Origin of the sequence: Caballeronia calidae (genome assembly GCF_900044055.2) — a bacterium.
In the GTDB taxonomy this organism is placed as follows: Bacteria; Pseudomonadota; Gammaproteobacteria; order Burkholderiales; family Burkholderiaceae; genus Caballeronia; species Caballeronia calidae.
The window spans coordinates 285276-301013 of sequence record NZ_FCOX02000003.1 but is presented as its reverse complement, the minus strand read 5'-3'; the positions used below and the strand labels follow the sequence as shown (position 1 = coordinate 301013).

The 15738-nt window shown below is 62.6% G+C and carries 15 protein-coding genes and 1 riboswitch; of the genes, 7 read left to right on the top strand and 8 right to left on the bottom strand.

Annotated elements, in window-relative coordinates; genetic code table 11:
- Positions 1–15: 15 nt before the first annotated feature.
- The 7 genes from AWB78_RS05170 to AWB78_RS05145 form a co-directional block, all read right to left on the bottom strand.
- Positions 16–1305 (bottom strand): LssY C-terminal domain-containing protein, encoded by a 1290-nt coding sequence (locus AWB78_RS05170; RefSeq protein WP_062602883.1) that lies wholly within the window; start codon positions 1303–1305, stop codon positions 16–18.
- Positions 1306–1354: 49 nt separating this feature from the next.
- On the bottom strand, positions 1355–2476 hold the full coding sequence (locus AWB78_RS05165) for an AI-2E family transporter (RefSeq protein ID WP_062602984.1): 1122 nt from the start codon (positions 2474–2476) through the stop codon (positions 1355–1357).
- A gap of 124 nt (positions 2477–2600) precedes the next feature.
- Positions 2601–3188 (bottom strand): hypothetical protein, encoded by a 588-nt coding sequence (locus tag AWB78_RS05160; protein WP_062602881.1) that lies wholly within the window; start codon positions 3186–3188, stop codon positions 2601–2603.
- Positions 3189–3263: 75 nt separating this feature from the next.
- Positions 3264–3593 carry a hypothetical protein gene (locus AWB78_RS48180; RefSeq protein WP_074173381.1) on the bottom strand — a complete coding sequence of 110 codons (330 nt, stop codon included), beginning with the start codon at positions 3591–3593 and terminating at the stop codon, positions 3264–3266.
- Between the two features lie 27 nt (positions 3594–3620).
- Positions 3621–4184: a lipid-binding SYLF domain-containing protein gene (locus tag AWB78_RS05155; protein WP_063958934.1), complete on the bottom strand. Its 564-nt coding sequence runs from the start codon at positions 4182–4184 to the stop codon at positions 3621–3623.
- Between the two features lie 1391 nt (positions 4185–5575).
- Positions 5576–6358: a DUF4397 domain-containing protein gene (locus AWB78_RS05150; RefSeq protein ID WP_062602877.1), complete on the bottom strand. Its 783-nt coding sequence runs from the start codon at positions 6356–6358 to the stop codon at positions 5576–5578.
- Positions 6359–6701: 343 nt separating this feature from the next.
- Positions 6702–7643, bottom strand: a complete 942-nt coding sequence (locus AWB78_RS05145; RefSeq protein ID WP_062602876.1) for an EamA family transporter — start codon at positions 7641–7643, stop codon at positions 6702–6704.
- A gap of 245 nt (positions 7644–7888) precedes the next feature.
- Positions 7889–8030: riboswitch (TPP riboswitch) on the top strand.
- 155 nt (positions 8031–8185) lie between these two features.
- Between AWB78_RS05145 and thiC the strand changes: the two genes are divergently transcribed.
- The 7 genes from thiC to AWB78_RS05115 all read left to right on the top strand — a co-directional run bounded on the left by thiC (position 8186) and on the right by AWB78_RS05115 (position 15291).
- The gene (gene thiC / locus AWB78_RS05140; RefSeq protein WP_062602875.1) at positions 8186–10117 is read left to right on the top strand and encodes a phosphomethylpyrimidine synthase ThiC; all 1932 of its coding nucleotides are present in this window, start codon (positions 8186–8188) and stop codon (positions 10115–10117) included.
- Between the two features lie 294 nt (positions 10118–10411).
- Positions 10412–10591, top strand: a complete 180-nt coding sequence (locus AWB78_RS05135) for a YMGG-like glycine zipper-containing protein (protein ID WP_374729448.1) — start codon at positions 10412–10414, stop codon at positions 10589–10591.
- A gap of 210 nt (positions 10592–10801) precedes the next feature.
- Positions 10802–11314, top strand: coding sequence for a hypothetical protein (locus tag AWB78_RS05130; RefSeq protein WP_062602871.1), 513 nt, complete (start codon positions 10802–10804; stop codon positions 11312–11314).
- Positions 11315–11592: 278 nt separating this feature from the next.
- A complete protein-coding gene (locus AWB78_RS49275) occupies positions 11593–11721 on the top strand; it encodes a hypothetical protein (protein WP_269768916.1) in 129 nt (42 codons plus the stop codon).
- Positions 11722–11989: 268 nt separating this feature from the next.
- Positions 11990–13591 (top strand): L-lactate permease, encoded by a 1602-nt coding sequence (locus tag AWB78_RS05125; protein WP_062602870.1) that lies wholly within the window; start codon positions 11990–11992, stop codon positions 13589–13591.
- A gap of 122 nt (positions 13592–13713) precedes the next feature.
- On the top strand, positions 13714–14646 hold the full coding sequence (locus AWB78_RS05120; protein ID WP_062602868.1) for a DMT family transporter: 933 nt from the start codon (positions 13714–13716) through the stop codon (positions 14644–14646).
- A 117-nt stretch (positions 14647–14763) separates the two neighbouring features.
- Entirely contained in the window at positions 14764–15291 is a 528-nt protein-coding gene (locus AWB78_RS05115) for a hypothetical protein (protein WP_062602867.1), read from the top strand.
- A gap of 30 nt (positions 15292–15321) precedes the next feature.
- Here the strand turns inward: AWB78_RS05115 and arfB are convergent, their stop codons facing one another.
- Complete coding sequence (arfB, locus tag AWB78_RS05110) at positions 15322–15735, bottom strand: alternative ribosome rescue aminoacyl-tRNA hydrolase ArfB (RefSeq protein WP_062602866.1); 414 nt, start codon at positions 15733–15735, stop codon at positions 15322–15324.
- Positions 15736–15738 lie beyond the last annotated feature (3 nt).

Sequence of the window (15738 nt, the reverse complement as noted above, 5' to 3'; positions counted from 1 at the left end):
ACCACCGACGCCGGTTCATCGTCCGGCTCCGGAATCGTCTTGCTGGCGATCGCCTGGGTTATGCCAAGGAAAGAAACTGATCTCCGAAAGGGATGTCGGCTTCCGGTCGAACAACAGCACGACGCGATAACCATCGGTGTAGTAAGGGTCCAACGTGAGGTTCTTTCGCGGGGCGCCTTGCGGAGCAGCGTCACTGCCTTTCACCAGACCGAGCTTTTTCAGGCTTTGCGAGTAAGCCATGTCTTCGCTCAGCGCGCTGCGCGCCTCGTCGACATCAGGATCGATCTTGTGCGTGGTGAGCGTCGGTGAGTGAATCGTGAGCCGAACGCCGATATCGCGACTGATCTGGCCGACCCAGACAGGCTTGTCGTCATAGCGCATCGGGCTCAACCAGAGCCGCAGGTGGTTACGTTCGTGGATCGTGTCGCGTGCTTTCTGCAATGCCAGGTCTTGCGGCCGGCCAAACAGATAAAGATTGCTCACCGGCGCATTGACGTATCGTTCGCCGGCCAAAGCCGCGGTGATCAGCTTCATGATGGCGCCCGACCATTTTGTTTCCGTGGGCGTCCATCCGCGCCGAACGAGCGCGGGAAAGGCGTCGTCCAGCCCGCCCACTATCACGAGATTGATCGGGTCGCCGTTTTTCGTGCCGTCCTCGTTGGTCGCACAGCATGGCAGAGCTTCGATGGCGGCGCGAAAGGCATTGTCGTCCGTGTAGTTCGTGACCGCTTCGCGCGGGTACATGTCGCGCATGAAGACTTCGCTGGTTTTATAGTCGGCCTGGAAGCCCGGAACAGGAACGAAGAGCGAGAATGTCGCCGCCCGCCGGCTGGCAACCAGGTCCACCTGCACGAACTTCACGCCTTCCTGAAGATTGGTCAGCACGAAACCGGAGGTCGTCCGTCCGGGCAACACCGGGTTGCGAAACGCAAGCTCGCGAAAGCGCCGGTCCAGCTCGGCGGGGACGCCGCGTGCGTTGGCCTGGACGAAGGCCTCCGCAACTTCGGATGCCGGGAAAAAGTTCGGGTCAACGCCGGGCGAGAGCAGGTAATAGCTGTGGTCGCTCTTGTTCTCGACCTCGATCCAGACCGGCTGAACCCCCTCCGAGGCGAGTGCAACGCCATATACCGCAGTACTTTCGTCCCACGAAAGCGCCGCCGCCGACACTCGCAACAGATCCTCGCTGCGTGTGACGGCGCGTTCCTTGTAGCCGAGTGTGGAAGTCGTCGATGAGGGCGCGGCACACGCCGCGAGCGTGCAGGCGAATGCAATTGCAGCAAGCGGCCGGGCGAAGATTGCTTTCATCGCTGATGCGCGTCCCTCGGATGACCAGGGAAAAGCGCAAGGACGCGGGTTATCGGCGAACACCCGCGGCATGCGGCTTTTCCGTCCCTGTGTCACGCTGTCCCGGTTGCTCTCGCACCCATCGCCAGAACAGTTGATAACCCACCGCAAGCATCACGGGGCCGATGAACAAGCCAATGACGCCACCCGAGACCATCCCGCCGAGCGCACCGATCAGCACGACAGGCATCGGCACGGCGACGCCACGCCCTAGCATCAACGGCTTGAGGACGTTATCGGCCAGACCTGCAACGAAGACATAGACCGAGAAAACGATCGTCGCCGTACTGACACCCTCGTTGGCAATGACGAAAATGATGACCGGGATCGTGATCAGCGTGGCCGGCAATTGCATGATGCCCAACAACAGCACGGCGAGCGCGAGCAATCCGGCACCGGGAATGCCCATCACAACGAAGCCGATACCGATCAGCAGCATCTGAATGAACGCGATCCCGACCACGCCCTGAGCCACCGCTCGAATGGTGGCGGTACACAGGTCCGCAATCTGTCGACCGTTCTCCGGGCCCGAGATCCGCGATGCAATCTGTACGGCGCTTTGGTATCCCTTCTCTCCGTACGCCATGAAAATGCCTGCGACGATCAATGCGATGAAGAAAATCAGCATCGCAGCACCGAGGCCGGTGATCGTCCCGATCAGTGCGAGGCCCGTCTCCTTGAACTGCGGCGCAAATCGTTGCAACAACCCGGTCAGGTCGTTGGAGGCCTGCAGCCAGAAGTCATAGACTCGCTGGCCGACGAGCGGCCATCCGGCCACCGATTCCGCCGGCGCCGGAATGCGGAAGGTTCCGCCTCTCAATACGGTCACGATGTGCGCCGCGGAGTCGGCGAGCGCGACGCCAAGCAGATACGTCGGCACGAGAATGATCGCGAAGGCAATGAGGATGATCAACGTTGCGGCGAGCCCGTCCTTGTTGGAGAGCCGGCGTCTGAGCCTCACCTGCAGCGGATAGAGCGTGACCGCCAGGATCAACGCCCAGACCATCAGGCTGAGAAACGGTACAACGATGCGAAAGCAGAATACGGCCAGCACGGCGATGAGCCCGGCGCGGATCAAGACGTCGAGCAGTTCGCGCGATAGCGTTCGCTGGGTAATCGGTGTGAGCAGCATCATCCGTCTCCTCACAGGTAGCCGATACTTGCCTCATCACGATGAGAGCCGGAGTCGTCGCAAAAGGAAGCGCGATGCCAGGCATCGGCGAGAAACTGCCGGACCTGGCGCATGGCAGCTCGTTCTACTGGGTCGCGCCGGGCGTGACAGAAATGGCGAGCGCTTCCGTGTACACGACCTCGACCTGATCTCCCTTGTGGATATTCTTCAGTTGCGCGGGGTCTTCGACGATCACATCGACCTTGTTACCTTGCGGACCCTTCAACGTGACAGTCTGCGCTTTCGCATCGACGTTGACGACGTCGGCCATGATGGTGATCTCACGTCCGATCGTCCCTCCGGGTTTGGCGCCCGGAGCAGCCCGCTGTTCTATCTGACGCTGCGAGGCGGAACGCGGGCCGCTGGTTTTCGAGAGGCTCAGCGACATCGCTTCCTTGTATTCGGTGGCGACCACGTCACCCACCTTGAGCTGATCGAAGTTGCGCGCTTCTTCCCCGACCTCCAGCTCCACGACCTTTCCTCGTTTGTCTTTGAGCGTAACGGTTCGGGTGGCCGGGTCAATGGCAACGATCGTGGCCGTGAACTTGGTCGTTCCGACCACCGCAGCTTTACCGGTTCCCTTTGTGACCTCCACCGAGGTCTGGGGCTGAGACAATGCAGGGCTGGCCATCGTCAAGACGACAACGGCAGCGAGCAAAGGCTTGACGTTCATGTCCGCGCTCCTGAAAAAGATCGCGTGTAGGCGGTTCGCGAAATGCACTGCCTGCCACTGACTTCGGCAACCGATTTACAGGCAGGTGCTCACGGAGCTTGCGGCGCTTCCGCCATCGCCCCGGAAACTAACCGATGAACCTGGTCCGCCCGTGGCCGGGCGCACCAGGGCCGCCGCGCCGTTCGGTGGTTGCTGGCCCGGTACGAACACGTTGAACGCGCGATCGCCGGCAATTTCGTGTTGCATATAGACGGTCTGACCAGACGCGTTCGCCCACTTCGTTGCGATGCATCGCGCTACCGCACTCGGCGAATTCTGACTCTGACCGACGGATTGAACATTTCCCGCTGGGGGTGCCGCGCAGGCGGCAAGTGCAAGCACGGATGCGACTAATGGATACTTCATGTTGGTATTAACCTCCTCTGGTTTGGTTCAGCCATTCAGCTCATCGTCCTTGTAGTACTTGGTTCCTTTCGCGGTGAGTTCCACCGCCAGACCTTTATCGGTAAGCTGATAGAGCCACACACCCGGTCCAACGGCTATCGCCCCTTCGTACGAACTGCCTTTTTCGCTGGCTTTTGCCGCTGCGGTGGCCTGTCCGCCGAAGGTCCAGCCGGACGCGATGAAATCGTTCAGCGCGCCGCTGTTTTCGAACACCCAGACCTGCCGGAACTTCTTGACGCCGATGCCCAGGCCAGCCTGAACTTCAGCCATCTTCATGTAGGTCACCGCCTTGGTTTTGTTATTGACGGCGATGCCCTTGCCCGTGCCGCTGCCAGCCAACAGAATCTTCATTCCGAAGTTGCTGAACGCGGCGTAGCCTGCCGCTGACTGCACCGCCTTGCGGGCCGACGGTTGCGCCTTGAATAGCGCATCCAGCGCACTCCTCGCCGCAGCCTTCACCTCGGCCTGCTCCTCCTTCTTGCTCGCAGCGAAGGCGAGACGAGGCGAGACAAGTGTAGTGGTCAATGTCACTAACACCATGCGGCGATTCATGATCGGCTCCTTTGCGAAGCTGCGCCCCGGAGATACATCCTCAACTGGAATTTTCTAAGCAACTAGTTCGCGAACCCGTCTTAGACAATCTCGAACATGCGATGGAGCCATAGCGCGCGCAGCTCATGTGATCGCTGGATGAACCGCTACTTCACCGGCCTGGAACTCGGTCTGTCGTGCTTGGTGAGATCGTCACTGTGCTGCTTGTGCGTTCATGGAGTGCGGACGATCGGATTTCTACTCGGAAATCTGCCCCTGCACATTGGCGTCGAAACAAACAAGTCCACGACTCGTGCAGGGCGGCAAGCAGCCGTTCGGCTTCGTTAGGAATATAGGCAGTAAACGCGTGATTTTCCACGATGTATTGGCACGGACGAACCACTATGATGCACGGTCATTCTTATAGGCTTTGCTGACCGTAAATCGAAAAGGCTCTCGAGCCATTTGGTGACGGCCTGCCGGCATGAACTCCGTAAAGGATTAAGCAACCCGGACCCGATGTTGGCGCGTTTCTGTTTTCTCCGTGAAGAAACGCATCGAAGTGATTGCCTTCTTCGGCTCTCGAGTTATCGATAGGCGGATAGGGAAAGTTATCTTATTCATCGTGCAAATCGCATATGCATAGGTGCTTTCATCGAACGCGAAACTCAAGGTGCTTTCCGCGCTTTAGCTTGCGTATGTCCTTGTCGGTGCATACACCCTCTTCATGAAGGGCCCGGGCGCATTTCAAAGCTATCCAGGCAAGACCGCGCGAGCAGGCAGTATGGAGAGCAACATGCAAAAAGACGCTTTGTTCGTGCGTCCGCTGTGATGCGTTGTGCGGCTTCACTCTTGCATGTTGTTCAACCAGCGGTGAACCCGATACGGCGAAGCGTAAGTCGACGACACTGACGAAACTGTATTCGACGGCGCCTGGTTCGCGTGAGCTGTCGCAAAAGGCAAAGGGCGTGCTCGTCTTTCCTTCCGTGGTCGAGGCGGGGCTGATTGTCGGCGGCCACTACGGTGATGGCGCCTTGCGCCTGTGTGGGACTACTGCCGGCTATTGCAGCACGACGGCGGGGTCGTTCGGGCTGCTTGCGGGAGCTCCTCGATACAGCCACCGGCGAATGCGCCTGTCGAAGGCATCGTACTTATTAATTCGGAAATCGTGGGCGCCCCTTCGCTGTCAGTAACCAAAGCTTCACGGCTATAGATTTGAACGGACGGCCCGCCACTGGCATACGGCCGAATGCTTTTGGAAGCTCGAGTTTCGATCTTATGACATCCTTAATACGTTTAATCATCTCCCAGCCCTGGGACTCCTGGGTGCCATGCCGATCGAAAAAAAACGCGAAGCCAAAAAAATCCGGCCGGAGCAACGGCCGGATTTCACTTCATAGGCCGCTCTCCCTTCACTGCGTGTCGGGCAACTCCAGCGCCGGCTGCTGCGTATTGCCGCCCTGCGCCACCAGCACGCGGATCTTCTCCGGCACGAGTTGCGAAACCGCATTCCCCGAAGGCAACGTCGTCACGAGCCAGTCCGCGTTGTTGACGAGATCGAACGACGCCGACCTGTACACCGGCGTCTTCGAGCCCGGCAGCGTCGCGATCAGCTGATACGTGCCGCCCGAAACATAGATCGAATCCTGCGTCGTCGCGGGCACCGCGTTCTTGTAGGCGACGCCCGCCATGGTCGGGCTGACGCCCGCGATGTTCGTCCCCGGCGCGACGAGATAGATGTCGAGATTCGGCGCGTTCGTCGACGCATTGAACGCCCGCACCCGCGCACTGCCCGACAGCAACCCCTTGTCGAACGGATCGTCGATCACCGCGATCGACGGCACGAAGCCCGCGTCCGGCAGCGCGATCACCGTGTACTCATGCCCCTTCGCCGCGTTGTTGATGCTCGTGTCGGTGGCGAGCTGCGTCGTCGTGTTGATGGCCGCGTAGGAGAAGTTGTGCTGGCCGGTGTCGATGTTCGCGAAGTTGGTCACCGTCTTGTAGGCGAGATTCGGCTGCAGGATCTTGCCGTTGTCGTAGAAGTCGACGTTCGGGCCGCTCGGGATCGCGTGAATGAAATGGACCTGCGGCTGAGTGACGCCGATTTCCTTGCCGACGTCATCGGAGCTCCCGCCGCAAGCGGAGAGCAAAGAGGCGACAGCGGCGAGCGCGGCAGCGGTGCGGATGAGCTTCATGATTCCACCTTCCTTGGTTTTGGATCGACACCTCGTTATCCGGGTCCGGACGACCTGTCGTCCGCATCGCTTCGCGCGCGCGTCGTTCGCCGACCCTGGTTCTTTTTCTTTCTTGCCCGATCGACCGACGCTCACGCGCCACCGATACGGGTGCCTGCGTTCAGCAATGACCGTGCCCCAATATCTTCCGGTGACCCCGCGCGCGTGCCGCCGGGCCCTGCGTGACAAGGCTCTGGAATTCGTTAGAGGAATTGCTCGGGACGCGCGAAACGCGCCCGGCGGCGCTGCATCGAACGATGCAGGCCGCCTTCAGGCGGAGGCGGTTCTTACAAGAAGGACGAACTCAGGCGAGCCCGCGCCGCCGATAGTCGAACCAGAAGGAAAGTCCGACGGAAAGCAGAATGACGAGCGTCGCGATGACGGTCCATTGCGTGATGACTTCGCCGAGCAGGGCCGCGCCGAGCAGCACCGCGACGACCGGATTCACGTAAAGGCAGCTCGTCGCGACGATCGTGCTCGTGTTGCGGATCAGGAAGTTATAGGCGACATAGGCGGCCATCGAACCGATCACCACGAGATACACGAACGACAGCCCCGCTCCCGCGCTCACCTGCGTGAGCCGCTCGCCCGACAACAGCGCGATGCCCGTCGCGATCAGGCCGCCGAGCCCGATCTGCAGCGACGTCGACATCAGCAGATCGGAAGGCTGCGGCAGACGCGTCGCGAGATGCGCGCCGCCCGCCCAGAAGATCGCGGCGCACAGGATGGCGAGCGTGCCGAAGGTGGAGCTCGGCGAAGGATCGCCGTGATTCAGCAGCACGATGCCGACGAGGCCCAGCGCCACCGCGAACCACTCGCCCTTCGCGACGCTGCGCCCCGCGAGCGCGGTGAAGATCGTCGCGAAGAGCGGAACGGTCGCCACCATCACGGCGGCCGTGCCGGTTCCGACCGTGCGCATGCCGTAAGCCATCATCCCGCTCGACAGGCCCTCCAGCAGCGTGCCGACGATGGCCGCATTGCGCACTTCCCGCGCGCTCGGCCACACCGCCTTGCGATGCACGGCGATCGCGAACAGCCCGATGCCCGCGAACAGGTTGCGCAGGCCGCCGAGCATCAGCGGCGGAAACGACTCGAGCGACAAATGGATGCCGAGATATGTCGATCCCCACACGAGATAAACGACCGCCAGCGCAAGCGCGACCTGCCCTTTGAAGGAGCGCGGCGCGCGAAACGGAAAACGGTCGGGAAAGCTGAACGGCAGACGCGGCGGCGGAAGAGCGGACATGCATTACTCCGCGACGGCTGCGCGCCGGACGACTGCAGGAGGGACCGGGAAATACGCTGCGGCAGATACCAGACTGAACGACATGGCGGAACGGAGAAGTGCGATTGCGCGAGGATGGACCGCGCACTCTCTCGGGGAAAACCCCGAAGGCCGCGGCGCCCGACATTATGCAGTAAGCGCCTATGCACGATCGAAGGATTTCGCGAATGGTTGCCAAGACACCACGCCGCGGTGTAATGTGGCGGCTGCTAACGCGGGGGTCCTGCGTTGCACATCGCGATCCAATCGGCTTCATCGAACTGGATCGCTTCGTGTGGCGTGGGTGAGAAATACCCTTTGAACCTGATCTGGATAATGCCAGCGCAGGGAAGCGTTCGGGTTCCACGGTTTGCAGCATCCGACCACTTCTCAGAACCCGTACCTTTCCTCTCGTTCCTCCCTGTTTAGCTCCTGAATCAGCCGAGCTCGACGACGTTCGTCCGCGTCGGGTCCGGATATAACCGTCCCCACTACTTTGTATGTCGACACAGGAGAGACAGCCCATGAATGCCAACCCGAAGTTCCTGTCCGAGAACGCCGTTGTCGACGCCGCCGCCATTGCGCCGCTGCCGAATTCGCGCAAGGTCTATGTCGAAGGCTCGACGCCCGACATCCGCGTGCCGATGCGCGAAATCACGCAATCCGATACGCCCGACGGCTTCGGCGCCGAGAAGAATCCGCCCGTCTATGTCTACGACACGTCCGGCCCGTACACGGACCCGGATGCGAAGATCGACATCCGCTCGGGCCTTCCGGCGCTGCGCGGCGCGTGGATCGAGAAGCGCGGCGACACGGAGGAACTCGCGGGTCTGTCCAGCGAATTCGGCCGCGAGCGCGCCGCCGACGCGAAGACCGCCGAACTGCGCTTTCCCGGCCTGCATCGCAAGCCGCGCCGCGCGATCGCGGGCAAGAACGTCTCGCAGATGCACTACGCGCGGCAAGGCATCATCACGCCGGAAATGGAGTACATCGCGATCCGCGAGAACCAGCGTCGCGCCGAATACCTCGAAAGCCTGAAGCAGAGCGGCCCGAACGGCGAAAAGCTCGCGGCGATGATGGGCCGCCAGCATCCCGGCCAGGCGTTCGGCGCGGCGGCGTTCGGCAAGGACGCGCTGAAGGAAATCACGCCCGAGTTCGTGCGCGAGGAAGTGGCGCGCGGCCGTGCGATCATCCCCGCGAACATCAATCACCCGGAAAGCGAGCCGATGATCATCGGCCGCAACTTCCTCGTGAAGATCAACGCGAACATCGGCAATTCGGCGGTGACGTCGTCCATCGGCGAGGAAGTCGACAAGATGACCTGGGCGATCCGCTGGGGCGGCGACACGGTGATGGATCTCTCCACCGGCAAGCACATCCACGAAACGCGTGAGTGGATCATCCGCAATTCGCCGGTGCCGATCGGAACCGTGCCGATCTATCAGGCACTCGAAAAGGTCAACGGCAAGGCCGAAGACCTGACGTGGGAAATCTTCCGCGACACGCTCATCGAGCAGGCGGAGCAAGGCGTCGACTACTTCACGATCCACGCGGGCGTGCGCCTGCAATACGTGCCGCTGACGGCGAACCGCATGACGGGCATCGTGTCGCGCGGCGGCTCGATCATGGCGAAGTGGTGCCTCGCGCATCACAAGGAAAGCTTCATCTACGAGCACTTCGAAGACATCTGCGAAATCATGAAGCAATACGATGTCTCGTTCTCGCTCGGCGATGGCCTGCGCCCCGGCTCCATCTACGACGCCAACGACGAAGCGCAGCTCGGCGAGCTGAAGACGCTCGGCGAACTCACGCAGATTGCGTGGAAGCACGACGTGCAGGTGATGATCGAAGGCCCTGGCCACGTGCCGATGCAGCTCATCAAGGAGAACATGGACCTGCAGCTGGAATGGTGCGACGAAGCGCCCTTCTACACGCTCGGGCCGCTGACGACCGATATCGCGCCGGGTTACGACCACATCACGTCGGGCATCGGCGCTGCGATGATCGGCTGGTTCGGCACCGCGATGCTCTGCTACGTGACGCCGAAGGAGCACCTCGGCCTGCCGAACAAGGACGACGTCAAGACCGGCATCATCACGTACAAGCTCGCGGCGCACGCGGCCGATCTGGCGAAGGGTCATCCGGGCGCGCAGGTGCGCGACAACGCGCTTTCCAAGGCGCGTTTCGAGTTCCGCTGGGAAGACCAGTTCAATCTCGGCCTCGATCCGGACAAGGCGCGCGAATTCCACGACGAAACGCTGCCGAAGGATTCCGCCAAGGTCGCCCATTTCTGCTCGATGTGCGGCCCGCACTTCTGTTCGATGAAGATCACGCAGGACGTGCGCGACTTCGCGGCGAAGCAGGGCGTCAGCGAAAACGAGGCGCTTGCGAAGGGCATGGAGACGAAAGCGATCGAATTCGTGAAGAAAGGCGCGGAAATCTATCAGCCGACTTAAGGCTTGCCTTTGACTGACAACGGCCTGTCGCACGGTGCGTGCGGCAGGCCGTTTTTTTCGTCCCGATCGGGCGCAAAGCCTTGTCGGCGCTGGCGGAGCGCGCTTATCGGACGATTTAGGCACTCTTTCTGCTGACGATGTGAATGAACCGGCGAAAACGTGGCGCCCCTGTTGGTCAACGCCGAAACGGTCGCACCGCGCCTTTGGCAGCCGCGGTCGAACCGCAGCCGATTCATCTCATCATCGAATTGGAGAGTCGACATGAAAAACATCAAACAGATCGGCGCCGCCGCAATGGTCGTTGCGTTCCTGGGAGGACTGACCGCTTGCGGCGACATGACCACGCGTCAACGGGATACGGCCATCGGCGCCGGCGTGGGCGCGGCGGGCGGAGCCGCGATCGGCGGCAGCGCGCTCTCGACCCTGGGCGGCGCGGCGGTGGGCGGCGTCATCGGCAATCAGATCGGCAAGTAGCGAACCCGCTTTCGGGCGGCGAAGCCGACGCGCTTCGCCGCGCCGCCCGCCCACTGTTTCAAATTTGTAACATAAAGCCGCGATATCGATGCTTTGTCACATGACCCACGGTGAATGCGTCCCACCGTTCGACTAAGCTGCTCTTAACGGACCCGCTCTCGCCTCATCCGATCCAAGAGTCCGGCCAGCCGTAGCGCAAGGAGCAGCATCATGATTTCCGCCCGCAGTATCCCTGGACCCGCAACGGCCGCCATCGCGCTCGCCGCCGGACTTCTTCTCAGCGGGTGCTACTACCCCTACGGCTATCCGGCCTATCCGCCTTATCCGGTCGTCGATACGACGTACACACAACGGGAATTCACGGTGCCCGCATCGGGTGGCGCGCCCGTCGCCACGTCGCCCGCAACGCTTCCGCCCCAGTACGAATACGCCGTCGGCTCGCCTTACACCAGCTATTACCAGACGTATCCGTATCCTTATCCGTATTACGCGCCCTACGGCGCTTACCCGGCTTATTACGGCTACCCGTATTACGGTTATGGCTATGGCTATCCGGCGGTTTCGTTCAGCTTCGGGTACTGGGGCGGCAGCGGCTGCTGCTGGGGACACGGCTGGCATGGTCACGGCGGCAACTGGCATGGCGGCGGCGGATGGCACGGCGGCGGCAGCAGCTGGCAAGGCGGCGGTGGCGGTTGGCATGGCGGAGGCGGTCACGGGCACTGAAAGGGGCGCCGCCGCGTTACATCGGAGGAGACAAAAACGGGTTTCAAGCGCGGTCGCGTAACACTGCTGCAACATTTTCTGCGCTGTGCGGCCCTTCGTTCGCGGAAACGCAATTGTGCGCCCGGACACTTTCCTTTTCCGACAAGGCCTCGGCACATTTCGCCAGACGATTGGCACAATTCTGGCTACATGCTTCCCCCATTACCGCTCGCAGCGGCAACCAGGTTGCGAGCTTCGCGCGGACCTTCCGCGCACTTTCCGTATCGGGGGATTCGGACATGATGGCCTTCGTGTTTTTCCTGCTGTGGATGCTCGCCTCGCTCGGCCTGCTCACCGTGTGGGTTTTCCGCCAGACGCCGCCCGCCGGCCGCGAAGACACGACGCCGGGAGCCGTCGCCGAAGGCTGAAGCAGCCGGCTTTTTCCCTATCTCCATCGACGACGCGCCACGCCTGGCGCGTCGCGTCGCGTCGCGTCGGGTCGCATCCCTTCGCTACGCGCGTGCCCGCAATGAACGGGCATTCGCGCCTTGACGCAAGCCGTTCGCGCCCTATTCTTAGTGTGCGCGTTATGCGTTTGCTTAAGTTTGCGGCCGCCGGCTGCCGAACATCGAACTCTGCGCGCACCGCGGCGTCATGCATCGCCGCTCCCGCTCATGACATCCGAAAGGAGCTGCGATGTTCCACCAGTTGCTCACGCCGATCGCCCATTCCCTGTTCGTGTCCTTCATCGTCGCCGCGCTGCCGATCGTCCTCGTGCTCGTGCTGCTCGGCTGGGCGCGCCGCCCCGCGTGGCAGGCGTCGCTCGCAGGCTTGGTCCTCGCGCTGATCATCGCAGTGGCGGGCTGGCATTTTCCGGTCGGGCTCGCGCTCGATTCCGTCGCGGCCGGCGCCGTCTTCGCGTTGTGGCCGGTGATGTGGATCGTGTTCGCCGCGATCCTGCTCTACAACGTCGCGCAACGCTCGGGGCGCTTCGAAGCGTTTCGCCTGTGGATGGTCGACAACCTGCCGAACGACCGGCGCATCGTGCTCGTCGTGATCGGCTTCTCGTTCGGCGCGCTGCTGGAAGGCATCTCGGGCTTCGGCACGCCGATCGCGATCACGAGCTCGCTTCTGATCCTGCTCGGCTTCCCGACGCTGGAAGCGCTCACCTTCACGCTGATCTTCAACACGGCGCCGGTCGCGTTCGGCGCGCTCGGCGTGCCGATCACCGTGCTCGGCGCCGTCACGCACCTGCCGACCGACGCCCTCGCCAAAATGGTCGGACGCCAACTGCCGCTCTTCGCGTTTTTCCTGCCGTTCTACGTGATCGGCATCTATGCGGGCTTTCGCAACATGATGCGCATCTGGCCGGTGCTGCTCGTGTCGGGCGGCGCCTTCGCGCTCACGCAGTTCGTGACGTCGAATTTCATCAGCTATGCGCTGACCGACGTGCTCTCGTCGCTCGTCTCGCTGATCCTGACGATCGCGTTCCTGCGCGTGTGGAAGCCCGTCACGGACGAGCGCTTCGCGGTGAACGTCGAGCGCCTCGGCGACACCCACTCGGCGATTCCCGGCGGCCAGGGCTGGCTGCCGTGGATCGTCGTATCGGTGGTCGTGATCGTGTGGACCGTGCTCAAGATCTTCATGATCGGCGACGTCAAGGTCGCGTGGCCGGGCCTCGACAAGGCCGTGTACATCACGCTGTACAACCAGCCCTACGGCGCGATCTGGGACTTCCAGCCGCTCGCGACCGGCACCGCGATCCTGGTCGCGTCGATCGTCACCGCGCTCATGGTGAAGCTGCCCGCGCGCGACTATGGCGCCGCAATCGTCGATACGTGGGTGCAGACGCGCATCGCCATTCTGACGGTCGCGACGATCGTCGGCCTCGCGTACCTGATGAACTACTCGGGCATGAACTACACGCTCGGTCTCGGCGTCGCGTCGGTCGGCGCGTTCTTCCCGCTCGTCTCCGCGTTCCTCGGCTGGGTGGCGGTGTTCCTCTCCGGCAGCGATACATCGGGCAACGCGCTCTTCGGCAATCTGCAGGTGGTCGCCGCGAACCAGCTCAACCTCAACCCGGTGCTGATGGCGGCGACCAATTCCTCCGGCGGCGTGATGGGCAAGATGATCTCGCCGCAGAACATCTCGACCGGCGTGGCGACGACCGAACTCAAGGGCAAGGAAGGCCTCGTCTTCGCGCGCACGTTCTGGCATTCGATCTTCCTCACGGTCCTGCTCGGCGTGCTCGTGTGGCTGCAGCAGAACGTCCTGACGTGGGTGATCCCGCCGCATTGATCGTCCGCTCTTCTCCCGCCTTTCTCCCGCTTCTTGCGCTTTCGTTCGGCAGGCGTATTTTCGATACGCGCGCGGTGCTAACATGCGCGGACTTTTCATCAGCATCCCGAAATCCGCTCGCCATGTCGCCCGCCAACCTGCTGCAACTGATCGTGCTCGCCGCCCTGTGGGGCGCGTCGTTTCTCTTCATCCGCGTAGGCGTCGCCGAGTTCGGCGTCGCGCCGCTGATGGCCTTGCGCGTGGGCATCGGCGCCGTGTTTCTCGTCGCGATGCTGCTCGCGCGCCGCTCGCTCGCCGCCACCGCCGCGACGCTGCGCGCGCGCTGGCCGCAACTGCTCGTCGTCGGTATCCTGAATTCGGCCGCGCCGTTCTGCCTGTTCGCCTACGCCGAGCTGACGCTTTCGGCCGGCGCAACGTCCGTCATCAACGCGACGACGCCGCTCTTCGGCGCGCTCGTCGCCTATTTGTGGCTGCGCGATCGCCTGACGGCCACGCGCACGATCGGCATGGCGATCGGCTTCGCGGGCGTGCTCGTGCTCGTGTGGAACCAGATCGCGCCGGATCACGCGGGACACGACGCCGCGCTGCCCGTGCAAGGCCTGCTCGCGGCGGCCGCGGCGCTCGCGGCGTCGGCGCTCTACGGCGTCGCGGGCAATTTCGCGAAGAAGTATCTGATGGACGTCGACGCGATGACCAACGCCGCCGGCAGCATGATCGGCGCGACGCTGACGCTCGCGCCGATCGCCTTCCTCACGTGGCCCGCCGCGCCCGTTTCGGCGCACGCGTGGGGCGCGGTGCTCGCGCTCGGCATCGCCTGCACAGGCATTGCGTACTTCATCTATTTCCATCTGGTCGCGGTTGCCGGCCCGGCGCGCGCGATGACCGTGACCTTCGTCATCCCGCTCTTCGGCATCCTGTGGGGCGCGCTCTTTCTGGGCGAACACGTATCGCCCGCAATGGTGACGGGCTGCGCGATCGTGCTCGCGGGCACGGCGCTCGCGACGGGCGCGGTGAAACGCGTGCCCTTCTTCGGACGGCGCAAGCTCGCGCCGTAAACTAGACTTCCTGCGACAAGACCGCCGGCGCCGCGCGCATTCGTTAAATTGTTTGGATGCGCGTTGCGCGTCTCGCGAGGCCGCGTCATCCTTCGCGTTTTTGCGCCGGGAGTCGATATGGGAGTTTCGTTCGCCAAGCTCAAGCACGAGTTGATGAAGATGGTGCCGCCCACCGTTTTCTTCTTCATCCTGCTGCATGCCGTGGTCATCATTCGCGCGCTGATGGTGAAAGGCACCGGCATCTCGCTGCCGACTTCGGTCTCGGTGATCGTCTCGTCGCTGATTTTGGGCAAGGCCGTGCTGATCGCCAACATGCTGCCGTTCATCAATCGCTATCCGGATCGTCCGCTCATCTGGAATGCGGGATGGAAAACACTCATCTACACGATCGTGGCCGGCATTCTTCACTATCTCGAACGTCTGTCCGAGTTCTGGAAAGAGACGCACAACGTGGCCGCGGCGCAGCATGAACTGCTCACGCACAGCAACTGGCCGCAATTCTGGGCCATCCAGATCCTTCTTTTCCTGATGATCGGCAACTACTGCGCGTTCGCCGAACTCGGCCGCGTGATCGGGCGCGACGTGCTGAAGTCGTATTTCTTCGGTCCGCGCGTCGACGTGCCGCCGAAGTGGCAGAAAGGCTGACGCTTCTCACAGTCCGGTTTCGACGAACGGCTATTCGCCGCGCACCGGCCCTCTTCCCGCCTTGATGGCGCCGCGTTTCACCTTGCCTTCGACACGGCGCAACTGCGACGCGCGCGTCGGCTTCGTCGCGATGCGCTTGCGCCGCGTCACGGAGACGCTGTGGATCAGCTCGTCGAGCCGCGCGAGCGCGGCGGCGCGGTTCATGTCCTGCGTGCGATGCTCCTGCGCCTTGATGACGATCACGCCTTCGCGCGTGACGCGGCTGTCCGCCAGCGCGAGCAGGCGCGCCTTGATGTGCTCCGGCAGCGACGACGCGCGGATGTCGAAGCGCAGATGGATCGCGCTCGACACCTTGTTGACGTTCTGACCGCCCGCGCCTTGCGCGCGAACGGCCGTCAGCTCGATTTCGTTCGGCGGCACGGCGAGGCTATCGGTTATCGTCATCGG